The sequence below is a fragment of the bacterium genome, assembly GCA_022763185.1.
Taxonomy (GTDB): domain Bacteria; phylum Bdellovibrionota_G; class JALEGL01; order JALEGL01; family JALEGL01; genus JALEGL01.
Genome location: JALEGL010000014.1, coordinates 195,887 through 217,082 on the forward strand (window position 1 = coordinate 195,887; position 21,196 = coordinate 217,082).

18 protein-coding genes are annotated in these 21,196 nt (G+C 36.7%); 11 read left to right on the forward strand and 7 right to left on the reverse strand.

The window, feature by feature from the left end; all coding sequences use genetic code 11:
* Positions 1-40 precede the first annotated feature (40 nt).
* From rsmD to MRY82_08790, 3 genes are read left to right on the forward strand one after another with little or no spacing between them, the layout of a single operon-like run.
* Positions 41-592, forward strand: coding sequence for a 16S rRNA (guanine(966)-N(2))-methyltransferase RsmD (rsmD, locus tag MRY82_08780; GenBank protein ID MCI5073014.1), 552 nt, complete (start codon positions 41-43; stop codon positions 590-592).
* Positions 579-1,085, forward strand: coding sequence for a pantetheine-phosphate adenylyltransferase (gene coaD, locus MRY82_08785; GenBank protein ID MCI5073015.1), 507 nt, complete (start codon positions 579-581; stop codon positions 1,083-1,085). Before rsmD ends, coaD begins: the two co-directional genes overlap by 14 nt.
* Positions 1,069-2,241 carry a pyridoxal phosphate-dependent aminotransferase gene (locus MRY82_08790; GenBank protein ID MCI5073016.1) on the forward strand — a complete coding sequence of 391 codons (1,173 nt, stop codon included), beginning with the start codon at positions 1,069-1,071 and terminating at the stop codon, positions 2,239-2,241. The genes coaD and MRY82_08790 overlap by 17 nt, the downstream gene beginning before the upstream one ends.
* On the opposite strand, the gene MRY82_08795 is transcribed toward MRY82_08790, so the two are convergent.
* Together MRY82_08795 and MRY82_08800 are read right to left on the reverse strand one after the other, a co-directional pair.
* Positions 2,234-4,135 carry a DUF2723 domain-containing protein gene (locus MRY82_08795; protein ID MCI5073017.1) on the reverse strand — a complete coding sequence of 634 codons (1,902 nt, stop codon included), beginning with the start codon at positions 4,133-4,135 and terminating at the stop codon, positions 2,234-2,236. The two genes, MRY82_08790 and MRY82_08795, sit on opposite strands and share 8 nt — an antisense overlap.
* On the reverse strand, positions 4,132-5,640 hold the full coding sequence (locus MRY82_08800; protein MCI5073018.1) for a GAF domain-containing protein: 1,509 nt from the start codon (positions 5,638-5,640) through the stop codon (positions 4,132-4,134). Before MRY82_08800 ends, MRY82_08795 begins: the two co-directional genes overlap by 4 nt.
* 93 nt (positions 5,641-5,733) lie before the next feature.
* Between MRY82_08800 and MRY82_08805 the strand changes: the two genes are divergently transcribed.
* On the forward strand, positions 5,734-8,124 hold the full coding sequence (locus MRY82_08805) for a DUF87 domain-containing protein (protein ID MCI5073019.1): 2,391 nt from the start codon (positions 5,734-5,736) through the stop codon (positions 8,122-8,124).
* Between the two features lie 24 nt (positions 8,125-8,148).
* Here MRY82_08805 and MRY82_08810 read toward each other — a convergent pair whose 3' ends face one another.
* The 4 genes from MRY82_08810 to MRY82_08825 form a co-directional block, all read right to left on the reverse strand.
* Positions 8,149-8,778 carry a sterol desaturase family protein gene (locus MRY82_08810; protein MCI5073020.1) on the reverse strand — a complete coding sequence of 210 codons (630 nt, stop codon included), beginning with the start codon at positions 8,776-8,778 and terminating at the stop codon, positions 8,149-8,151.
* Positions 8,779-8,852: 74 nt separating this feature from the next.
* Positions 8,853-9,218 carry a Spx/MgsR family RNA polymerase-binding regulatory protein gene (locus tag MRY82_08815; protein ID MCI5073021.1) on the reverse strand — a complete coding sequence of 122 codons (366 nt, stop codon included), beginning with the start codon at positions 9,216-9,218 and terminating at the stop codon, positions 8,853-8,855.
* Between the two features lie 27 nt (positions 9,219-9,245).
* Entirely contained in the window at positions 9,246-9,851 is a 606-nt protein-coding gene (locus MRY82_08820; GenBank protein ID MCI5073022.1) for a DUF4197 domain-containing protein, read from the reverse strand.
* A 179-nt stretch (positions 9,852-10,030) separates the two neighbouring features.
* Positions 10,031-11,611 carry an AbgT family transporter gene (locus MRY82_08825; protein MCI5073023.1) on the reverse strand — a complete coding sequence of 527 codons (1,581 nt, stop codon included), beginning with the start codon at positions 11,609-11,611 and terminating at the stop codon, positions 10,031-10,033.
* A gap of 138 nt (positions 11,612-11,749) precedes the next feature.
* On the opposite strand from MRY82_08825, the gene MRY82_08830 reads away from it, so the two are divergent.
* The 7 genes from MRY82_08830 to purF all read left to right on the forward strand — a co-directional run bounded on the left by MRY82_08830 (position 11,750) and on the right by purF (position 20,004).
* Positions 11,750-13,237 (forward strand): radical SAM protein, encoded by a 1,488-nt coding sequence (locus MRY82_08830; GenBank protein MCI5073024.1) that lies wholly within the window; start codon positions 11,750-11,752, stop codon positions 13,235-13,237.
* Positions 13,238-13,308: 71 nt separating this feature from the next.
* Positions 13,309-14,307 carry a glycosyltransferase gene (locus MRY82_08835; GenBank protein ID MCI5073025.1) on the forward strand — a complete coding sequence of 333 codons (999 nt, stop codon included), beginning with the start codon at positions 13,309-13,311 and terminating at the stop codon, positions 14,305-14,307.
* Positions 14,300-15,523, forward strand: coding sequence for a glycosyltransferase family 2 protein (locus MRY82_08840; protein MCI5073026.1), 1,224 nt, complete (start codon positions 14,300-14,302; stop codon positions 15,521-15,523). Before MRY82_08835 ends, MRY82_08840 begins: the two co-directional genes overlap by 8 nt.
* Positions 15,520-16,224 (forward strand): phosphoribosylaminoimidazolesuccinocarboxamide synthase, encoded by a 705-nt coding sequence (locus MRY82_08845; protein ID MCI5073027.1) that lies wholly within the window; start codon positions 15,520-15,522, stop codon positions 16,222-16,224. The genes MRY82_08840 and MRY82_08845 overlap by 4 nt, the downstream gene beginning before the upstream one ends.
* The gene (gene purS / locus MRY82_08850) at positions 16,221-16,454 is read left to right on the forward strand and encodes a phosphoribosylformylglycinamidine synthase subunit PurS (GenBank protein MCI5073028.1); all 234 of its coding nucleotides are present in this window, start codon (positions 16,221-16,223) and stop codon (positions 16,452-16,454) included. Before MRY82_08845 ends, purS begins: the two co-directional genes overlap by 4 nt.
* Positions 16,444-18,642: a phosphoribosylformylglycinamidine synthase subunit PurL gene (gene purL / locus MRY82_08855; GenBank protein ID MCI5073029.1), complete on the forward strand. Its 2,199-nt coding sequence runs from the start codon at positions 16,444-16,446 to the stop codon at positions 18,640-18,642. Before purS ends, purL begins: the two co-directional genes overlap by 11 nt.
* Before the next feature lie 12 nt (positions 18,643-18,654).
* Positions 18,655-20,004, forward strand: coding sequence for an amidophosphoribosyltransferase (gene purF, locus MRY82_08860; protein ID MCI5073030.1), 1,350 nt, complete (start codon positions 18,655-18,657; stop codon positions 20,002-20,004).
* Between the two features lie 77 nt (positions 20,005-20,081).
* Here purF and MRY82_08865 read toward each other — a convergent pair whose 3' ends face one another.
* The gene (locus tag MRY82_08865; protein MCI5073031.1) at positions 20,082-21,038 is read right to left on the reverse strand and encodes a zinc-ribbon domain-containing protein; all 957 of its coding nucleotides are present in this window, start codon (positions 21,036-21,038) and stop codon (positions 20,082-20,084) included.
* Positions 21,039-21,196 lie beyond the last annotated feature (158 nt).

A 21,196-nucleotide genomic window follows, 5' to 3' on the forward strand; every position in this document is an offset into this window, starting at 1 on the left:
GCGATAGCACAAATTAACAACAAATGATACATACGGGCATATGCGAATTATCGGAGGAGAATTTAGGGGCAGAAGGTTGAAAGGTCCAGGCGCAAAGAATACTTTTACTCGGCCCATGTTAGATAGAGTAAGAGAGTCTTTATTCAACATTTTAGGCCATAGGGTGGTGAATTTAAATGTAATTGATTTGTGTTCGGGCACAGGGTCTCTTGGCTTGGAGGCTTTGAGTAGGGGAGCCAATTCATGTGTGTTTGTTGAAAAGAGCAGTCAAAACATTAAAACTATTTCACATAATATTAAAACACTTGAAGTTGAAGAAAAAACCAAAATCATAAAAGGCGAACTGCCTAAAGTACTCAAGCTAGTAAGTTTACAATTTGACTTGGTTCTTTTTGATCCACCCTTTGCATTGGATCTTGCGCAAGAAACTGTTCCTAAGCTGATTGAGTTAAACTTGTTAAACTCTGGCGCTATTGTTGTGATTGAGCGAAGTAAATTAAGTAAAGACTTGGTTTTTTCACAACTAAGTCTTGAAAGTAAAAGAATAATAGGCGATAGTGTGCTTTGGATATTTAATTATGACAAAAACTAAACCAAATAGTGTTGTTTATCCTGGGTTTTTTGACCCCATTACCTTGGGGCATTTAAATATCATAGAAAGAGCCTCGCAAATTTATGAGCAAGTGATTGTTGCTATAGCAGCAGACTCTCCAAAAAAATCTTTGATTACTATTGAAGACCGTATGCGTCTTGTCCAAGATGCTTGTTCAAAATTTGATAATGTTGCGGTGGAGATGTTTAATGGTCTATTGATGCGCTATGTAAAATCAAAGCCAAGTCACGTTATTTTAAGAGGTATAAGGACAGTGTCTGACTTTGAGTATGAATTTCAAATGTCCCTGGCCAATAAAAAGTTAGAGAGCAGTATAGAAACAGTGTTTATGATGACAGATGCAAAATATTCTTTTTTAAGCTCTACATTAATTAAGGAAATTGCCCGTCTTAATGGAAACATCAGTGAAATGGTTCCTGAGCAGGTAGAAAAAAAAATGAAAGAAATATTTGGTTATGAACTCACTTGTTAAAAATTTAAAAGCATCCGCAACATTGGCACTTAACCAAAAAGCAAAAGATCTTATGGCTGAAGGTAAAGCTGTTATTAATTTGACTACGGGCGAGCCAGATTTTAAAACCTCAGATAGAATTCAAAAAGCTGCAATTGATGCAATAAAGTCTGGTAAACATTTTTATACTGCTTCAAGTGGCATTATAGAACTTAGAGAAGCTATTGCACAAACGAGCTCTGATTTTTATAAGCAAAGCTATGAAAAAGAAAACGTTGTCGTTACCAATGGTGGTAAACAGGCACTATTCAATACTTTATTTTCAATACTGGAACCTGATGATGAAGTGCTGATATTGAAGCCCTATTGGGTGTCTTATCCGGAAATGGTTAAGTTGTGTAGAGGGATTCCTGTATTTGTAGATAGTCAGTTTGAAAATGGCTTTATGTCTAAGATTGATGATTTGCGTCAATCCATCACTGCAAAAACTAAAGCATTGATTATCAATAGTCCCTGTAACCCGACCAGTCAGATAATGTCTCAAGAATGGATAGATGAGTGTTTGGGTGTTTTAAGCCAAAATGCACCGCAAGCCTTTGTCTTAACAGATGATATCTATGGAAAATTAATTTTAGAACAGCAAAACTATTACTCAGCAGCGATGAGTCATCAGTTTAATTCTGAGAAAATGGTGGTTATTAACGGGCTTTCTAAAACATATTCCATGACAGGTTGGAGAGTGGGCTGGGCATTGGCCAATCCCAAAATTATATCGGCAATGACAAAAATTCAATCACAAACAACAGCCAATATAAGTGCTATTTCGCAGTGGGCTGCTCTAGAGGCAGTGACAGGAAGTCAAAGTGATGTAAACGTTATGCGAGAAACATTTATTCAGAGAAGAGATGAATGTTTAAAAATCATAGATACAATTCCAAAGTGCAAAGTTATAAAACCTCAAGGAGGTTTTTACTTCTTTTTTGATGTTAGAGAAGCCATGAAAGCGATGAATGTGGAGTCAGACATTGAAATGAGTCAATTGCTGTTGGATAAACATTTACTTGCTTTGGTTCCAGGCAGTGCGTTTGGTAAGAACGGATTTTTAAGAATGAGCTTTGCAGCCAATATGAGTCACTTAACGGAAGGCTTAAAAAGACTAAAAAAAGCATTTAGCTAGTGCTCTTTTTGAGTAACCATTGGTAAGCTTGTTGGTACTGTTCAGGGTTAGAGATAAATTTTTCTTGAAAACTTTGTAGAAAGACAAGTGCTTCTTGTGAAGAGCTGTTGTTTAAAATACCTTGCGTTAAAAGCAAGTAGGTATTCAGACTAGGGTTCATATTTAAAATTTGATCAATGGTATTTTTGGGAAGCAGGTTGCATTGAACATAATAGTAAACCAATGTCTCAAGGCCAAAGTTTGGTTTAGGGAGAAATAGTGGTTTTTCTGTGTTTAAAATAAAAGGGGATTGAAAATTTTTTTCTGGATATGGACATGCTTGTTGGCTTAAAGGAAATTGATAAAAATCTTCTAAAATATTAATCGCACTTGATAGGTCTTTTTGTCGGAAAAATTGTTTACTCCATTGAACTAAAGTGTAGGTGCAAATCGTTTGCTCAATGGCACTGTAATCATGGTTTAATTTTTTTTGACAGTACTGGAGTAATTTTTGTTTTTCGTCATTGAAGTAGCTTGAACTTAAAAATAAGTCGTTATTATCTAGGGTGTCTTTTTCTTCAAAAATTTTACTTGTGTATTTACTTTTGAAGCGCTTGATGTATTTTTTTTGAAACCAATTGTTCTTTGCAAGCTCTGCAGGTAGAGTCCAATGATCAGGTTTTATATTTTCAACGTATTGAGCATACCAATAATTAAAAACCCAATGATCACTGGTGAGTATTGAAACTGAATTATAGGGCGTTTTTTTCAAAAACTGAGTAAGGATTTTCCCTGCTTGACTGCCATTGGTTTGAAGTGCACGGGTAAAATAGACACTATGATATGCAATTAAAGTCAATGCAAGGATAGACGTGTAGTGTTTCTTCCATGTAGGAAATAAATTTTGACTTTGTATAAGTAAATGCCACGAGAATATAATAATTGAAAAACAAAAAATAAGTATATAGCCATGGGTATCTGGATTTTCAAAAGTATAAGGTACGATAAACCAAGGAAGCATATTAACCAAAACAAAAAATAATAAAAGAAGTGTTTTTTTTGAATTTAATTGGCTAAAGTTGATAAAAACCAAAGAAGGTAAAACAAAAAGAATGTACGGCAAAATAATTTTTAATAATTCGCCAAAGTTGGCAAAGTTGTATTGAATGCTTTTTATAGAAAAAGATCGGGCATAAGTTTTAGCTAAAATAAAATATAAAAAATCTGAAAAACTTTCTATTGGCATCATGCTTACTTGTAAATTTGTTTGTGCTCTTATGGCTAAGTAAGCATTGCAAGAGAACCCAATAAAGAAAAATAGATTTAACCAGGCAGCTTTTTTAAGTTGTAAAAATGAGTTTTTCTCATAGGTCTTAATTAGAATATGCAAGCAGTATAGTGCAAGTAAAAGAGTTTGAAAAAAAGCCATGAGCGTATGAACACAAAAAGCCAAGCCACAGGTAAAAGCAGCGAGGTATAGGTAAGGAAAAAAATCTTTTTTCATGAATTGATAAATACAAAAAATATTCAGAAGTGCTAAAGCCAGAATCAAGGTGTAGAGCTCTATTCGGGTTATTTGAACGGCCAAAGAAGGAATGGTTAACAAACTTAGATAAATTAGACTTTTCTGAAGTTTTGAAAGGTTTGTGCTATCCGTAATGATTCTAAAAGCCAAGTAAACACTGCTTATACCTAACAGGCATGACAACAAAGCACTTCTAAAAGCAATGCTACCAAACATAAAAATATTACAAAATGCATGATTCAATAATATATAAAAGGGTTGTCCAGGAGGGTGTGTTAAACCAAGGGTAAATGAGCCAGCAATAAGCTCAGCTGAATCATACCATCCTGGATACAAACCAATAAACAAGAGACAATACAAAAAAGAAATGCCCAACAATACTCGAGTCATGATTGTGTTGCCTTATAGATGTTTTTTTGAATAAAAAGATTCACTAAATCCATCTCTATTTTTTGCTTAGCGGCTTCTTGCTTTAAAATATTTAGGGCGTCATTAACAGGAAGAGCCTTTTTATACGGTCTATCAAGCGAAACTAGTGCATCAAATATATCCGTTACAGTCATAATACGCGATTCAATAGGTATTTGGTTGCCTTTTAATCCTCTGGGATAACCCGATCCATCAATTTTTTCATGATGACCAAAAGCAATTTCTGGAACTTTTTCAAACGTTCGAGTCCACGGGATTCTTTGTAAAAACATAAATGAGTTGGTGACATGTTCTTGGATTTGTTCACGCTCTAATTTTGTCAAAGTTCCACTCTCTATTTTTAAACGTTGGAATTGGTCTTGGTTAATTACGTCACGTGTCGTATTGGCTTTTTGTTTAATTTGTTCTAAAAGTTTTTCAATCTTTTCCAGTTGTGCTTTTTCAATTTCTTTAGGTTGGTTTGCTTGGTTTAATAGTTGTTTTAACTCAATGATCTCATTTTTCATATGTAAAACATCAAGATCAAATTGAGCAAACAAAGTAATATCGGCTTTGCCATACTTTTGTAAGTGTTCAATTTTGAGTTGGGCGTAGTAAAGATTTAACTCATTGAGAATAAGGTCAAGTTCATTAAAAATTGCTGGGAGCTCATGCGGATAAAGTTTGTTTGCTTTAGATAAGATGTGTTCACGTACACCAATTTTTCCAAAGTCATGCAAAAGTGCAGCAAACTCAATTTGTCTAAATTGAGAGTGATCAAACTTGATATTTCTAAACTGACCATGATCTATGTCGTTAACTTCTTGACTTAAGTTTAGGGTTAGTTTTGCAACTCTTTCTGAGTGGCCAGATGTTGTAGGGTCTCTTGATTCAATGGCCGTCACAGAAGCTCGAATAAACCCTTCAAATAGATTTTTTATATCTTCGTTGCTTTTGGCGCTAACAATCGAAACAGCTGCTTGGTTGGCCAAACTTTTTAAAATAAACTCATCTCTTTGATTGAACGCGATAATATCTTTTTGAGGAGAGAGTTTATTGAAAAACTGCAAAACACCAATAAGCTTGTCTTCATGGTCTACAAGCGGGGCTGAAAGCAGAGATATACTTTGAGGACTTCCTTGATTATCATAACGTGGATGAAAATTAAAAGGTAAATCAGACTCAAGCGCGGTCACATTTTCAATATTTAATAAGCACTTATGGCTCGCAACATAACCAGCCAAGCTATGATTGTCTATGGGGAAAGTTAATTGAGCTTGTTTTTGTTGTAGAGAAAAGTAAACTAACTTTTTTGAAGAGATGGGACTAGAAGAATCAACATAAAAAAATGAAGCTTTTTGGCAGCGCAAAATATCTTTTCCTTTTTCTAAGATAATATGCAAAAGATCAGAAAGGTTTTTCTGAGTTCCTAGGGCAACACCAATGGTGAGTAGGTCATGGAAATCTTTTTCACTTAGTTGAGTCATTAAATTTTCTTCATTGTTGGCATTGATGATATAGGAGCACCTATAATTGTCAAACAATATGCGGCAAAATACTGTATAGAAAGATGAATATTTATGGATAAAGTTGTTGAAAACCTAGGTTCTTTTTATTTGGGTAAAAAATACGATACCCAGCAGCAAAAAATACTAAAAGACATTACATACTACGATGCAAAAGACTTGTGCACACATGCTGTGTGTTTAGGCATGACCGGGAGTGGAAAAACCGGTTTGTGTATAAGCATGCTGGAAGAAGCTATTATGGATCAGATTCCTGTGATTGCCATTGATCCAAAAGGTGATATTGCCAATTTAATGATGTTGAGTCCAAGTTTTAAAGACAAAGACTTCATCCAATGGGTAGACCCAAGTAAGGCTGCCGTTAAAGGTGTTTCTATTGAAAGTTTTGCCAAAAAAGAAGCTAAAAAATGGCAAGAAGGAACAACTGCTTGGCACCAGAAAACCAGCCGTTTACAAGCCTTAAAGTCTGCCTCTGACATCAACATTTATACTCCCGGCAGTGAAATGGGGCTTCAGATTTCAATGCTTAAGTCTTTGAATAAACCACAAACTCAATCAATCACTGAAATTAATCAGCATGCGGAACATTTGGTAGAAGGAATTTTGACATTGATGGGAGAGAAGGTGGAGCCTCAAAGCCCAAAATTTGTTTACTTAACAAGTACGCTTGTTCACTTATGGAATGAGCAAAATCAAGTGACATTACCAACGCTAATCAGAGAGATTCAGAATCCAAGTCAGAGTAAAATAGGCGTCATGGACATTGATCAGTTTATGAATGAAAAGCAACGCTTAAGTTTAGCTATGAAGTTAAATGCTTTGGTGGCCTCTCCTTCTTTTTCACTATGGAGTCAGGGTGAAAGCTTGGATATTCAAAAGTTATTATGGAATGAAAAAGCCAAACCAAAAGTTAATATTTTTTCAATTGCGCACCTAAGTGATGAAGAGCGCATGTTTTTTGTTAGCAATTTGTTAGAGGAAATTATTTTTTGGATGCGTAAGCAATCGGGTACATCAAGTTTAAGAGCGCTACTTTATATGGATGAAATTTTTGGCTTTTTGCCACCTGTTGAGAATCCACCATCTAAAAAAGCTTTTTTAACTCTGTTAAAGCAGGCTAGAGCCTATGGCTTAGGCTTGGTTTTAGCGTCACAAAATCCAGCTGATTTAGATTATAAAGCTTTGTCTAATATAGGCACATGGTTTTTGGGGCGTTTGCAGACCAAGCAAGATCAAAATAAGGTTCTTGAGGGCTTGCAAACACTATCTCAAACTTCTAATGCTATGACCCAAGAAGACTATCAGTCTATTCTAGGCAAGTTACCCAGTCGGGTATTTATTATGAAAAATATTCATGAACAAGAAAGTTGTATTTTTCATAGCCGTTGGGCTATGTCTTATTTAAAAGGGCCTGTCACTTTAGAAGAAGTTAGTGCCTTAATGCATACAAAAAAGAAAAAGCAACAGACCAAGTCTATTAAAAATACTTTAGATGTCGCAGTGTCAAAAAACAATGTGGTTTCTGAACAACCATATCTAAAAGGTTTAAAACAGTATTATGCTGTCAGTGATCAAGTTTTGGTAGATGAAACAATTCAATATATCCCAGCAGTTTTAGCCAAAGCTGAGGCCATGTACCAAAATAATACGTATCAAGTTGCAGCAGAAAAAACATTCAATTTGCTTTGGTCGGATGGAAATTCTGATATTCAGATATTAAACGAAGATGCTTTAAATATAGAATCTGAGCCGGAAGTTGAACATTATTCTTTTTTAGAAATCCCAAAAAATATAAGCAATGAAAAAAAACGTAAAACACTTTTGAACAAATTTAAGCAGACGGTTTATAAATCTGCGCCAATGCTTGTTTATAAAGATACGCAAACAAAGCTGATTTCTAAACAAGATGAAACAGAAGTTGCTTTTTTAGCAAGGCTTGAACATGTTTACAAAGAGAAACGGGATCAAGCCTTAGATGATATCAAAGAGAAGTATTTAAAAAAAATACAATCATTAGAAGCTAAAAAAGTAAAAGCAATACAAAAAATAGATAAAGAGCATGCTCAGTATGATCAGAGTAAACTGTCAACAGCAATTTCTCTAGGGACAACTGTCATTGGTGCTTTACTTGGAAGAAAAGTTACGCGGGGAAGTGTGGGTAAGCTAGGAACAACATTAAGAAGAGCTTCTAGAATGCAAAAGGAAAAAGGTGATGTTGTCTTGGCCAAAGAAGATGTAAAAAAATATGATGAAGACTTAAAGCAACTTAATGCAGATATGAAAAAAGATCTAGAACAGCTTAAGCAAGAATATCAAAATATAGAATATGATTTAAAACAAATTATAGTGCGTGCCAACAAAAGTAATATTGCGGTTGATGAGGTTGAATTGTTATGGCTCCCCAGTTTAAAAGGAAAATTGCTGGTAGATCTTACACAAGCTTAAGAATTATACATTTAAATTAAGCGCTTAAGATTTCTTAGGGACATGAGTTCTATAAATATAGTCCCATAGTGGAGAAGATACACCGTACAACTTATCTTTGTATTTGTAGTGATGAAGATTATGGTTTTTCCATAAAACTTTTAAAAAGTTTCTTGGGGTTGGAAAGATATGAACTGAGTAATGCACAGCCAAGTATGTGGCATAGCCAAAAAGAAAACCTGCTGCCAAAGGGTGGGCTTGTTTGGGTGCCATAAACTCAAATATTGAGACAATCAAGTAGGCAATTATAATGCTTAGCCATGGCGGTAATGCCAGGCGCATTTTATCTTTAGGATAGTCGTGATGAATGCCATGAACGATATAAGCAATTTTTTTTGTCCATTCAAAGTTGCCAACAGCATGATAAACAAAACGATGAACATTATATTCAACAAAAGTAAATATAAATAAACCTAAACCAAACATTCCAAGTTTGTTTAAACCAGACAAGACTCTAGAAGCATCTGAAAAGAACAATAGAAAAATACTGGAGCCGTAAAATATAGCCAGGGGTATGGCTATGTGGGTTCGGGTTAAAAAGTTCAAAAAAGGATTTTTGAATATATCGGGTGAAACATTGTTGTTGCTTTTAAAATTTACATCTTTCTGAATCATGATCAAATTTATGTAACATAAAACCTTTGATCAATTCAATGTCTTGCGGGTTAAGAAGTAATAAGTAATAAGTTTTATAGGCTTAGCAGCTCTATCCAGTCTTGTTCTTTAAAGCCAACCAAGCCTTTGCCATCTTCTTTTAAGAGGAAAGGGCGTTTAATCAAGAGCCCATTTTGCGTCAGTTCATTGATAATGTCATTTTTGCTAAAACCAGCAATTTTTTCTTTGTAGTTGTTTTGTCGATAGACTTGGCCAGAAGTGTTGAAAAGTTTTTTCTCTGCTTCTGGATAATTGAGCATCATGGCTTTCAGCTCTTTTTTAGTGGGCGCCTTTTCTCTTAAATCAATAAGCGTATAATCTATTTTGTGCTGATCAAGAAACTTAAGCGCTTTTTTACAGCTTGTACAGTTAGGGTGCCAATATAGTTTTAAGTTTTGCATATACATTACTCCACATTCAGGCTAGGGTTAATTTTTGTTAGCATCGGCATAAGCGAAGACTTGTTTTAAAGCCTCGGTTGTTCTTAGTGTTGGGTTTTCTCTGATTTTTTTTTCTTCTTGAGCAAGTGATAAAAATAAACCATCAATGGCTTTTTCGGTCACATATGCAGTTAGATTGGTTTGCACAGGTTCAACAGTGGGGATTTTGTTATAGCTACTCATAACTGTTTTCCAATATTGGTTAGCGTTTACAGCATCCAGTTTGTTTTTAATAATTGGTGAAAAACTATGTTTAAGCTGTGACAGTGTTTTTTCTTTAAAATAGCGGGTTGCTGCATTTTCAGAGCCAAGGACAATAGTGCGCACATCTTTAAAAGTCATTTGTCTGATCGCATTTAAAAAGATTGGTTTTGCTTGGTTTGCTGCGGCTTCGGCAGCTTGATTAAGAGACAGTATCGTTTTATCAACCAAGGTGTTCATGCCTAATGATCGTAAAGTATTTTCAACTTTACGGGCTTCGTTTGGAAAAGTTATTTTAAACAGTTCATCCTTGTAATAACCATTCTTCTTAGACAGTTTTTCAGAGCTGTTAGCGGTTGCAATAGATAAGGCTTGTTGTAAAGCTGTTGACATCTGCTCTTCACTCAGTGGAGCGCCTGTGACAGATGCCCCTGCTTGTTTTAGGAATTCAGAGGTCTCTGCACAGTTTAGTAGGGTTATAGAGCATAACAGTAAAAGTGTGTTTCTAAACATGTGCTAAACATTAGTCTAGAAAGTTTAAAAACACAACTTCAACCCTTAATAAGAGAAATTTATGGTGTGAAGTAGGTGGGTGCTCCTGGACCTACGGGTAAACCAAAGACAAAAACCCAAACATAAAATAATATACTCCAGGCTAACATAAACAATATAGAGTAAGGGAGCATGGTGCTGATAATGGTTCCCACACCGGTTCTTTTATCGAAGCGATACGCAAACGCTAAGATGAGACCAAAATATGACATCATTGGGGTGATAATGTTGGTGCTGGAATCACCAATTCTGTAAGCAGCTTGTATGACTTCTGGACTAAAGCCTAAAAGCATTAGCATGGGAACAAAGATGGGCGCTGTAGCTGCCCATTGAGCAGAAGCACTTCCTAAACTTAAGTTAACCAGAGCACACACAATGATGAATGGGAAAAAGATAAGTCCACCTTGTAACCCCAGTTCCTGCATCCATTGAGCGCCCTTGACTGCAAAAATTAAGCCCAAGTTGGTCCATTTAAAACAATTGATGAATTGAGCAGCAGCAAAAACAATAACAATATAAAGCCCCATAGTACTCATAGATTTTGCCATAGAGTTAATGACATCTTTATCTGATTTAAAGGCGCCAGTGATTTTTCCATACACAACCCCAGGGATTAAAAAGAAAACAAAGATACTGCTCACAATACCTCTCAAAAAAGGCGATCTTAAAATAGCTCCTGTTTCAGGGTCACGTAAAATAGCATTTTCTGGAATAACACAAAGTAGTAAAATAACAGAAAGCAGCAAGGTTGATATAAATGCCCATTTCATACCTTTGATTTCTAAAGGTGTTGTCTTTTTTAAAAGTTCCTCTTCGTTTTGATCATTTTCATCGGCATATTTTTCATCATAGTTTCCGAGTTTGGGTTCAACAATTTTTTCAGTGACCCAAGTACCAATGGCTGCAATAATAAAAGTGCTGGCCATCATGAAATACCAATTAACAGCGGCGTGGACAGTATATTCAGGAGCGATAAGCCTGGCCGCTTCTTGAGTGATGCCGGCCAAGAGAGGGTCTAGTGTTCCTATCAATAAGTTGGCACTATAACCGCCAGAAACCCCTGCAAAAGTCGCCGCCATACCTGCCAGGGGGTGTCTACCAATAGACTTAAAAATATAACCACCCAGAGGAATTAAAACCACATAACCAAGTTCTGAAGCCGTGTTAGAAAGAATACCTGCAAAAACTAAATTAAATGTAACCAAGCTTCTGGGTGCTTTTAAAATAAAACTTCTTACAGCGGTTCTGATTAACCCTGAGCCTTCTGCTACACCCACACCCAACAGGGCAACCAATACAGTTCCCAAGGGGGCAAAGTTGGTAAAGTTTTTAACCAAGTTTTGGTAGAGCCAGCGGATACCTTCAGCACTGAGTAAACTTACGGCTTTAATGACGCCATCGGCACTTCGACCTTTTGCGCCAACAGGCCTTGGGTCAATAACTTCTAAACCCATCCACTCGGCTAAACCACTTAATAAAATGATAGCCAAAGTAAAGTATGCAAACAGGGTAACGGGGTGAGGTAAGAGATTACCTGCCCATTCAACAAAATTAAGAAAACGTGAAAAAAAATTGGGTTTGGATTGAGTTTTTGCCGACATATCATCTCCTTGTTTAATGCCTAATTAAGTGAGCTTCATAACATATTCAGGTTTAATTTTTCTCTCTATATACAGCATAAAGAAAAAAATTAAATGATTATCTTGTATTAGAGCCATAAGTTATGAGATGCTATTGGCATGTCTGATGTTTTAGTGATCAACCAACCCTTTGTTAAAGATTTTTGTAGAACGCAGCGCTGGGCAGCAAAAACCAGAGGTAGAGTGCTTAGAGCACCCGATTGGCTAGCTTATGCTACGGCTGTTTTAGAAAAAGAAAACGTAGATGTTAAGCTGTATGATTTTCCTGCCAGAGAATGGGGAAGAAAAGAATTTAGAGAGTTGATTGCAGAGCAACAGCCTCAATATGTGGTTTTAGATTCAACCACACCATCTATTGAATCAGATATTGGCTGTGCCAAAGAAGTGAAGGAAATGGCACCGCATGCAAAAGTTATTATGGTGGGACCTCATGCTTCTTCTTGCTCAGACGAGACACTTAAAAACGCCAATGGCGCTGTGGACGCTATTGCTGTGGGTGAGTACGATTATACGGTTAGAGATTTAGTGACCCGAGACCCACATTGGAAAGAGGTGCAGGGAGCCGTTCTGTGGAATGGTGGAGATATCGTCAAAAATGAAGATAGACCTCTGATAGAACCCATTGATGAGTTACCTTATCCAGCCTGGCATCAGTTGGATTTATTAAAGTATTTTGATGGTACAAAACTTCACCCTTATGTTGATATTTTTTCTGGCAGAGGCTGCCCCCATAAATGTACATTTTGTTTGTGGCCGCAAGTAATGCATGGCCACAAGTTACGTTTGCGTGATCCAAAATGTGTTGTTGATGAAATGGAATGGGTCATCTCTATCTGTCCTGAGGTTGTACAAGGAGGAGAATTTTTCTTTGAAGATGATACCTTTACTTTGCATAAACCCACGGCTTTAGGCATTTGTGAAGAGATCTTATCTCGGGGTTTAAAAGTTACGTTCTCTGTTAATGCAAGAGTAGATACGGCCGATTTACACATGATGGAAATGTTAAAAAAAGCAGGGTGTAGAGAGTTATTGGTTGGTTTTGAGTCGGGCAATCAACAAGTATTGGATAACATTAAAAAACGTGCAACTGTAGAGCAAGCAAAAGTATTTATGGATCGGACCAAGCAAGCTGGCTTAGATGTGCATGGAACCTTTGTTATGGGTTTACCGGGTGAGACCAAGGACAGCATGAAAGAAACCGTTGAATTTGCCAATGGTTTAGGCCTGCATACATTACAGTTTTCTGCTGCAATGCCGTTTCCAGGCACTAAGTATTTTGAATATGCTGAAGAAAAAGGCTATCTCAATACCAAGGATTGGTCTAAATGGCTTGATCCAGAAGGTGAACAAACCGGAGTGGTGAGCTATCCAGGTTTAAGCAAAGATGAAGTTGAAGCAGGCGTTAATGAGGGCCTAAAACGGTTTTATTTTCGACCCAGCTACATTTTGAAGTTTGCGCTTAAAAACATGCACTTTAAAGATTTTTTACGCAAGGTTAGAGGGTTTAAGCATTTTGCTGGTTATTTGATTGAAAATAATCGCTGGGTAAAAAAGCTGTTTAAAAAGTCATCAAATAAAACAGTGTAGGGTGTATATCGGTCAGGCCTCGGCAGAAAATATTTAAATATGAGGCAAACTTTATATAGACCCAATGATGGATGATGCCAAAGAATGATAAAATCTTAAGCGTTGTTGTTGTTGCATACAATGAAGAAGAGCATATCGCTCAATGCATCGACTCTATACTTCAACAAATCACGTCTTATGCTTACCATGTCATTGTTGTAGATGATGGATCAACGGACCAAACTGCTGATATCTTGAATAGTTATCAAGACTTAATTCAAATTATTCACACCAAAAACCAAGGTCCTAGCCATGCCCGCAATCTTGCAATACAATCTACACAAAGTCCGTGGCTTGCTTTTTTTGATGCGGATGCTGTTCTAGACGAGCATTGTATTGAAACTTTGTTGGTTCAAGCTCTAACACTTACAAAAGACAATACACGTTCTTTTTCTGTAGGAGGAAAACAAAGTGTTAGCCCTAAGGCACAAAACTGTGAAAAAAATACAGCTCAGTTTTTACAAAGCTTAAGCTTTGCATCAGACTATTTGCATGAGGCAGAAGACCTTCAAAGAGTAAATCATGTCCCAAGTTGTAACGTTATTTATTCGACCAAGAGTCTCCAAGCGGTCAGAGGTTTTGATGAAAGACTGTGGCCCTGTGAAGATCTTGACTTGGATATTCGATTAACAAAAGTGTTGGATCATCAGGTTTTTTATTGTCCAAAAGCCAATATTTTTCATAGGCGTCCCAAGACCTACTGGAGTTTATTAAGAATGTTTTATCGGTATGGTTTTGGCCATGGTTTATTGGTCAAAAAGCATGGGTTATGTCAAAAGATACATGCGTTACCTATATTAAGCTTAATCTTGATTATGTTATTGGGGATTTGCATGTTTCAGTCTTTTTGCAGCAGTTTGCTTATCGTTTTAGGAATTTGTTTATTTAATTTTATATTTTGGCTTTTAATAAGAAAACAGTTAAAAGAAGCCGTGTTGTTTTCATGTTTGTTAATGATGTGTATACCCGTTTGGAACTTTGGTTTTGCAAGCGCAATGTTTGCCAACAAAACTCGTTTTGCCCATGATTAATTTATCACTCATAATCCCAGCTTATAATGAAGGCTCACATATTTTTGAAGTTTTAGATCAGGCAGCACACAGAATTTCAAGCTATCAGCAGAAGAATCCACAATTTAAAGGTGAGCTTATTGTGGTTAACGATGGTTCTTTTGACCAGACTCAGGAAGAGATTGATAAATTTAGCAAAGTTCATTTGGATAAATATAAGCAGCTTAGCTTTCACTGCGTCAGTTACAAAAAAAATCAAGGTTATGGAGCGGCACTCAAGCACGGTTTTGCTGCAGCAAAAGGTGAATATTTATCTTTTATGGATGGAGATAGAACTATTGATGCGCAAACGGTTTTGGGATTGTATGAACAGCTGAAGTCTAATCCCGATAAACACATGGCTACAGGGCAGCGTTTTTCAAGCAAATCCAGTAAAATGCCCAAAGTGAGAAAATTGGGTAATGTTATATTTGCTCAGTTATTGAGCTTTTTGTCCGGTAAAAGAATCACAGATACGGCTAGCGGGGTTAGGGTTTTTGACCGTGAAGCTTTAAATAAAATGTTACCTCTGCCAAATGGACTCCATTTCACTCCAGCGATGTCGAGTAAAGCCGTACATGAAGATATAGAAGTTTTAGAGGTGCCGATCGATTATTATGATCGAGAGGGAAAATCAAAGTTAAGTGTCGTCAAAGATGGATGGCGTTTTTTTCATGTTATTGTCAGTATTGTGATGATGTACAACCCTTTTAAAATATTGTTTTTAGTGGGTATGGGCTTAATCATTATTGGACTAGTTTTTATGATGCCTTTAATCCGGTCTTTTTATCAACATGAAGCCATTTTGTTCAGTGATTATATTTACCGGTCTTTGGGGGCTTTTTCATTAATAGTCATGGGAACACAAGCGATTCTCTTGGGTGTTCTAGCGCGATTTATTGTTTCTACATTTTTCAAACGCTATGAAAAAGATTGGCTGATACAAAAACTTAATCAGTATCTGCGTGTTTATGAAAATATGATTGCCTATGGTTCAGTCATTTTATTAATAGGGGCTAGCATTTTAACGGCATTTTTTATTCGCTATCTAGCAATAGGGGGGTTACATACGCACTGGGTTGTTATCTTGTTATCTTCTGGTTTTATGATAGTGGGGGGACAAATGATCACCAGTGGGATCTTAATGAATGTTTTAAAAGATATTAAACAGGCACTGAAAGAGGGAGATGCATTTTGAATCAAGCACCATTGTATCAGGGTAAAGCAAAACAAATATGGTCACACAGTGAAGGGCTCTACACGATGCGTTTTACCGATTGCGCAACTGCATTCAATGCCAAGAAAAAAGCAGATATCGCAGGTAAAGGTATTTTAAACCGGGATATTTGCTATACAATCTATCAATATCTTGAGGAGCAAGGAATTGCTACGCATTTGGTAGAAGTTTCAGGCGAAAGTGATTTGATTGTTAAACAATTAAAGATGATCCCTGTAGAAGTCATTGTGAGAAATATTTCTGCGGGAAGTTTATGTAAACGTCTGGGGATTAAGCCTGATCAAGAAATAAAGCCGCCCATTATGGAATTAAATTTAAAAAGTGATCCCTTAGATGATCCCTTAATCAATGAAGATCATATTACTTGGATGAAATTAGCCAGTCCAGAGCAAATTCAAGAAATGAAAGCCATCAGCAGTAAAATCAATGAAGCCTTGCAAGCAATGTTTTTAAAGTGTGATATTCTGCTAGCAGATTTTAAGGTAGAGTTTGGTGTTGATGCTAACGGTAAGATCGTGTTGGGTGATGAAATAACCCCTGATGGATGTCGTTTGTGGGACAAAAATAGTAAAAAAATTCTTGATAAAGATGTTTTTAGACGTGATTTAGGCAGTTTAACAGAAGCATATGAAGAGGTTTATAGGAGGCTAAGCAGCATATGAGTTATAAAACCAAAGTTAAAATAATGTTAAAACCCGAAGTGCTTGATCCACAAGGACAGGCCATTAAAAAAAGCTTGTTAAGATCAGGATATGAGCAAATTAATGATGTTAGAGTTGGGAAAAGTATAGAGCTTGTTTTTGATGAAAAGCCCAGCGATGAAGAGTTAAAAAAACTAAGTGAAACAATCTTAAGCAACCCAGTCATAGAGGTTTGCAGCTATGAGTCTTAAGCAAGAAGCTTTTAATCAAGGTCTTAATGAGGAAGAATACAATAAAATTCTTTCTATTTTAGAAAGAGAGCCAAACTCTGTTGAATTGAGTATATTTGCTGTAATGTGGAGTGAACACTGCAGTTACAAAAGCTCTAGAGTTCACCTAAAAAAATTACCCACTAAAAGTGATCGAGTTGTACAAGGCCCAGGTGAAAATGCAGGTGTCATTGATATTGATGATGGGGACTATTTAGCTTTTAAAATTGAAAGTCATAATCATCCTTCATACATAGAACCGTTTCAAGGAGCAGCCACAGGTGTTGGGGGGATTTTAAGAGATATTTTTGCCATGGGAGCAAGGCCTGTTGCGGTTTTAGATTCATTGCATTTTGGTGAGTTATCACACCCCAAAACACCGATGTTAATGAAAGGCGTTGTTGGGGGTATCTCCCATTATGGTAATTGCATGGGGATTCCAAATTTAGGTGGCGAGACTCGTTTTGCTAAATGTTACAATGGTAATATTTTAGTGAATGCCATGGCCATGGGATTGGTCTCTGAAGAAACCATACAAAAAGGTATTGCTCAAGGAGCCGGAAGAGTTGTAATTTATTTAGGTGCTCCAACAGGCTCAGATGGTGTGCATGGAGCAACCATGGCATCTGAAGAGTTTAACGAAGACTCCGAAGCAAAATTACCTACAGTACAAGTGGGAGATCCTTTCTACCAAAAAATACTCATGGAAGCCTGTATGGAAATGGTAGAACAAAAGCTTTTGTTTGGGATTCAGGATATGGGAGCTGCAGGTATCACTTGTTCTACGTTTGAAATGAGTGCTAAAGGCAACAGTGGAATGGATATCGATTTGGATAAAATTCCACGCAGACAAGCCAATATGACACCATTTGAGTTGTTTTTATCGGAGTCTCAGGAAAGAATGTTACTCGTGGTAGATCCAGAAAAAGTAGAGCAAGTCTTGGCTATAGCCAAAAAGTGGAACATTGATTGTGCTGAAGTCGGTGTGGTCAAAGATGAACCTCATGTAACAGCCTATTTTAAAGGAGAAAAGGTCGTAGATTTGCCAGTGATGCCGATTACTGAAGAGGCTCCATTGTATCATCGTCCTTATACTCAACCAGAATTAGGGCAAGGCACTTTGACCCAAGAGCAGGTGTTTAAGCTTTTGGGAGAAAATATTGAAGCAGCCCTGAGTAAAGTCTTATCGTGCAATACAGCAGGTTTAAAAAACAATATTTTCGACCAATACGATTCCACCGTGCGATCTGATACTGTTATGGGGCCAGGTTATGAAGCAGGCGTATTAAGAATAAAAGGAAAAGATAAAAAAATCGCAGTTACGGTTGATAGTAAGGCAGCCTTATGTCAAAGCAACCCAAAGCTGGGTATCATGCATACAGTGGCTGAATCAGTATTGAATTTGGCATGTGTTGGCGCAAAGGCTATTGGCATAACCAATTGTCTTAATTTTGGTAACCCAGAGGAAGAAAAGATCATGGGACAGTTTGTGCAAACCATAGAAGGTTTGAGTGAAGCAGCCCAATTTTTTGAAACACCCGTTACGGGTGGAAACGTTAGTTTTTACAATCAAACCCAAGAAGTTAATATTTACCCTACACCAAGCATTGGCATGATAGGCCTTATTGAACATCAGGAAGTTTCGGTTACCAATTGTTTTAGCCATGAAGGAGATGTTATTTATTTACTTGACCATGATGATGAATTGCATACTTATTACAACAGTATGCTGACAGAAGACGTCTTGCAACAGCCTAACTTAGAATGTCCCCCCATTAACTTAGAAGCAGTTAAAAATCTTCAACAAGCCTTAATTGATTTAAATAGCCAAAATCTTCTGCATACTGCCAAAGATTTGTCTGATGGTGGATTGTGGTTAGCTCTTGTTGAGGCTTGTGTACACAAGTTTAATCCAATAGGGGCCCATATTGAAATTAACAGTGAGAGTGAAGCCCATCTATTGCAAGCTCTGCTCTTAGAAAAGCCTGGAAGAGCTCTTGTTGCATTTAAGCCTGAACATCAAGTAAAAGTTGATGCCTGTTTGGTTAAAAATAAAATTCAATTTTCTCAACTTGGAATAACAGGTGGCAATGTTATTGAATTAAATCAAGGACAATACAGGCAAACTATTGCTGAGGTGAAACAACAAATGTCAAGGCATTGGCTGTAGGGGTACAAAAATATGTGTGGAATTTTTGGCGTTCATAATCATGATGAAGCATCCAATATGGTTTATTTGGGGCTTTATGCTCTTCAACATCGAGGGCAAGAGGGTGCAGGTATTATATCTACAGATGGACAAGAACTCTATAGAATTAGAAAGCAAAAGCTTGTAGCGGATGCTTTTAATGAACACTCATTTGAATTTTTAAAAGGTGATAGTGCAATTGGACATGTAAGGTACTCAACCACAGGCGGTAATATTCAAAGAAACCTTCAACCTTTTGTAGCCAGTCTTGAAGAGGGAGAAGTTTCTGTTGCTCACAATGGTAACTTAACTAACTTTGATCAGATCAAAGCCTCTCTTGCCAAAGAAGGGGCAATTTTTCACTCTACCATGGATACTGAAGCCATATTGCATTTGATAGCTCGTCAAGATAAGTCTTTAGCTTTAGAAGATAAAATTGCTGAATCTTTAAAATTACTCAAAGGTGCTTTTTCACTTTTATTTTTGAGTAAACATCAGTTGATTGCAGCTAGAGATCCTTGGGGCTTAAGACCTTTGTGTATGGGAAAAACCAAAGACGGTAAGTGGTTGTTTTCTTCTGAGACCTGTGCTTTTGATTTATTGGAGGCCGAGTATATACGTGATGTTAAACCTGGAGAGCTTGTTGTTGTTGACAACAATAGTAAGGATAAGGAGCCACGTTCAATTCAGTACAGTAAAGCGACACCAGCAAAATGTATTTTTGAACATGTTTACTTTTCAAGACCGGACTCTAAAGTATTTAGCAAGGATGTCTACAGCTCACGTAAAAACTTGGGAAGGATTTTAGCGCAAGAAACCAAAGATTTAAAGGCTGATTTGGTCATGGCGGTACCGGATTCAGGCGTTTTGGCGGCTATGGGCTATGCTGAAGAAAGTAAATTGCCTTTTGAAATGGGGATGATCAGAAATCATTATGTTGGGAGAACGTTTATTGAACCCAAGCAGTCTATTCGTGGTTTTGGTGTAAAAGTAAAACTCAATCCAGTCAAAGATATATTGGCAGGTAAACGCATTGTTGTGATTGATGATTCCATTGTGAGAGGAACCACAAGTAAAAAAATTATTAAAATGCTAAAAGCCGCTGGTGCTAGCCATGTTTCTCTGCTTATCAGCTCTCCGCCATTTGTCAGTCCTTGTTATTACGGTATTGATACGCCAAAAAAAGAAGATTTAATTGCTTCTCAGATGAATGTTAAAGAACTTAAAGATTATATTGACGCGGATACACTTCACTTTTTAAGCATAGAAGGTATGTATAAAGCCATGGAGGCAACAAAAGATGAGTTCTGTGACGCATGCTTCACAGAAAATTATCCAGTCTAAGATATCTTTATTATGATAGAGATATTTTAAGACCAATTAAAGAGTAATAAATTTATCTACTATTTAAATTTGTTCAATTATTGTTGCTCAGGGGTTTTATTGGCGTTTTTTTCCTGTTCTATAACTTTATTGATATCAACCTCATCATCATTAAGAACTTCTTCATCATTGAGATCTTCAACTTCAGGAAAACCATATTTAGCGTTTTGACTTGAAGGAATCTCGGTGATTTGCTCAGACTTTTCAGGTTGTTCTACAGCTAGAGGTTTTTGAAAACCTTTTAAAAAGGGTAATGTAAGGCTTCTGTTGTAGTGAGCAAAAAGTAACGCGCACACGGCCAAAAAGATTGAAGCCAGCCATACAATGGATTTATCAACAGACGTTTCAGGTGGGTCTTCAGGATAGTCAGCTAATGAGTCCTGCGTTATGACAGTTTCTGGGTCATAAAAATTACCCGTCACTTCTTCAAGACCAAAATTTAATGCAGACTGTTCAGCGGTGTTAGGAGAGTCAGGCAATTTATGAATTTCTTGCTCAATCATGGAATCTTTGTGCCATAATTCTTCTACCAAATTGTTCGATTCAGCATCTGCGGTGGCTAAGGGTTCTAAAGCATCTTCTGAGTTAGGGATATGGTGCTGAATTAATGAATTCGTGGGGTCATCTGAATCAGGCTCATTTGACGAGTCTTCAATTTTTTTATGTTCAGCTGAATCATTTGAAACCGGATAAACAGCTTGTTCATCTTTTATAGCAGGGTAGCTTAAAGCTTCAATGGCTTCACTGAGTATTTTTTCTGTTGTTTTCTCTCCAGGAATAGGGGGAGGAGAAGAACCTTGATATTCACCATCACGACTAGCAATTTTTTCAATAATGGGAGGTTTGATGTCATCTCGAGAAGGTTTGAGATAAAAAAACGCATAGCATTTTGGACATGTTATTTTGGCTCCAGCCTGGCCAAGGTCTTCATGAGAAATACCATACATACTTCCACAGCGACCACATTCAAATGTTAAGGGTTTAGAAATAGACACGCATTAACCTCAAAAATATTAACCTGCTTACTTTATAGACATTGATAAAATACTGCCTGTTTTAAGCTGCATGGGTAAAACAAAACTTAAGATACAAAATATAAATTTGCACCTCTCCAATAGTATAAACTTAAATAGATAAAGATCAAAGATATAAT

Bases quoted from the DNA above. Each gene is read 5' to 3' on its own strand.
- rsmD (MCI5073014.1), top strand. From the start codon at position 41: ATGCGAATTATCGGAGGAGAATTTAGGGGCAGAAGGTTGAAAGGTCCA.
- coaD (MCI5073015.1), top strand. From the start codon at position 579: ATGACAAAAACTAAACCAAATAGTGTTGTTTATCCTGGGTTTTTTGAC.
- MRY82_08790 (MCI5073016.1), top strand. From the start codon at position 1,069: ATGAACTCACTTGTTAAAAATTTAAAAGCATCCGCAACATTGGCACTT.
- MRY82_08795 (MCI5073017.1), bottom strand. From the start codon at position 4,135: ATGACTCGAGTATTGTTGGGCATTTCTTTTTTGTATTGTCTCTTGTTT.
- MRY82_08800 (MCI5073018.1), bottom strand. From the start codon at position 5,640: ATGACTCAACTAAGTGAAAAAGATTTCCATGACCTACTCACCATTGGT.
- MRY82_08805 (MCI5073019.1), top strand. From the start codon at position 5,734: ATGGATAAAGTTGTTGAAAACCTAGGTTCTTTTTATTTGGGTAAAAAA.
- MRY82_08810 (MCI5073020.1), bottom strand. From the start codon at position 8,778: ATGATTCAGAAAGATGTAAATTTTAAAAGCAACAACAATGTTTCACCC.
- MRY82_08815 (MCI5073021.1), bottom strand. From the start codon at position 9,218: ATGCAAAACTTAAAACTATATTGGCACCCTAACTGTACAAGCTGTAAA.
- MRY82_08820 (MCI5073022.1), bottom strand. From the start codon at position 9,851: ATGTCAACAGCTTTACAACAAGCCTTATCTATTGCAACCGCTAACAGC.
- MRY82_08825 (MCI5073023.1), bottom strand. From the start codon at position 11,611: ATGTCGGCAAAAACTCAATCCAAACCCAATTTTTTTTCACGTTTTCTT.
- MRY82_08830 (MCI5073024.1), top strand. From the start codon at position 11,750: ATGTCTGATGTTTTAGTGATCAACCAACCCTTTGTTAAAGATTTTTGT.
- MRY82_08835 (MCI5073025.1), top strand. From the start codon at position 13,309: ATGATGCCAAAGAATGATAAAATCTTAAGCGTTGTTGTTGTTGCATAC.
- MRY82_08840 (MCI5073026.1), top strand. From the start codon at position 14,300: ATGATTAATTTATCACTCATAATCCCAGCTTATAATGAAGGCTCACAT.
- purS (MCI5073028.1), top strand. From the start codon at position 16,221: ATGAGTTATAAAACCAAAGTTAAAATAATGTTAAAACCCGAAGTGCTT.
- purL (MCI5073029.1), top strand. From the start codon at position 16,444: ATGAGTCTTAAGCAAGAAGCTTTTAATCAAGGTCTTAATGAGGAAGAA.
- purF (MCI5073030.1), top strand. From the start codon at position 18,655: ATGTGTGGAATTTTTGGCGTTCATAATCATGATGAAGCATCCAATATG.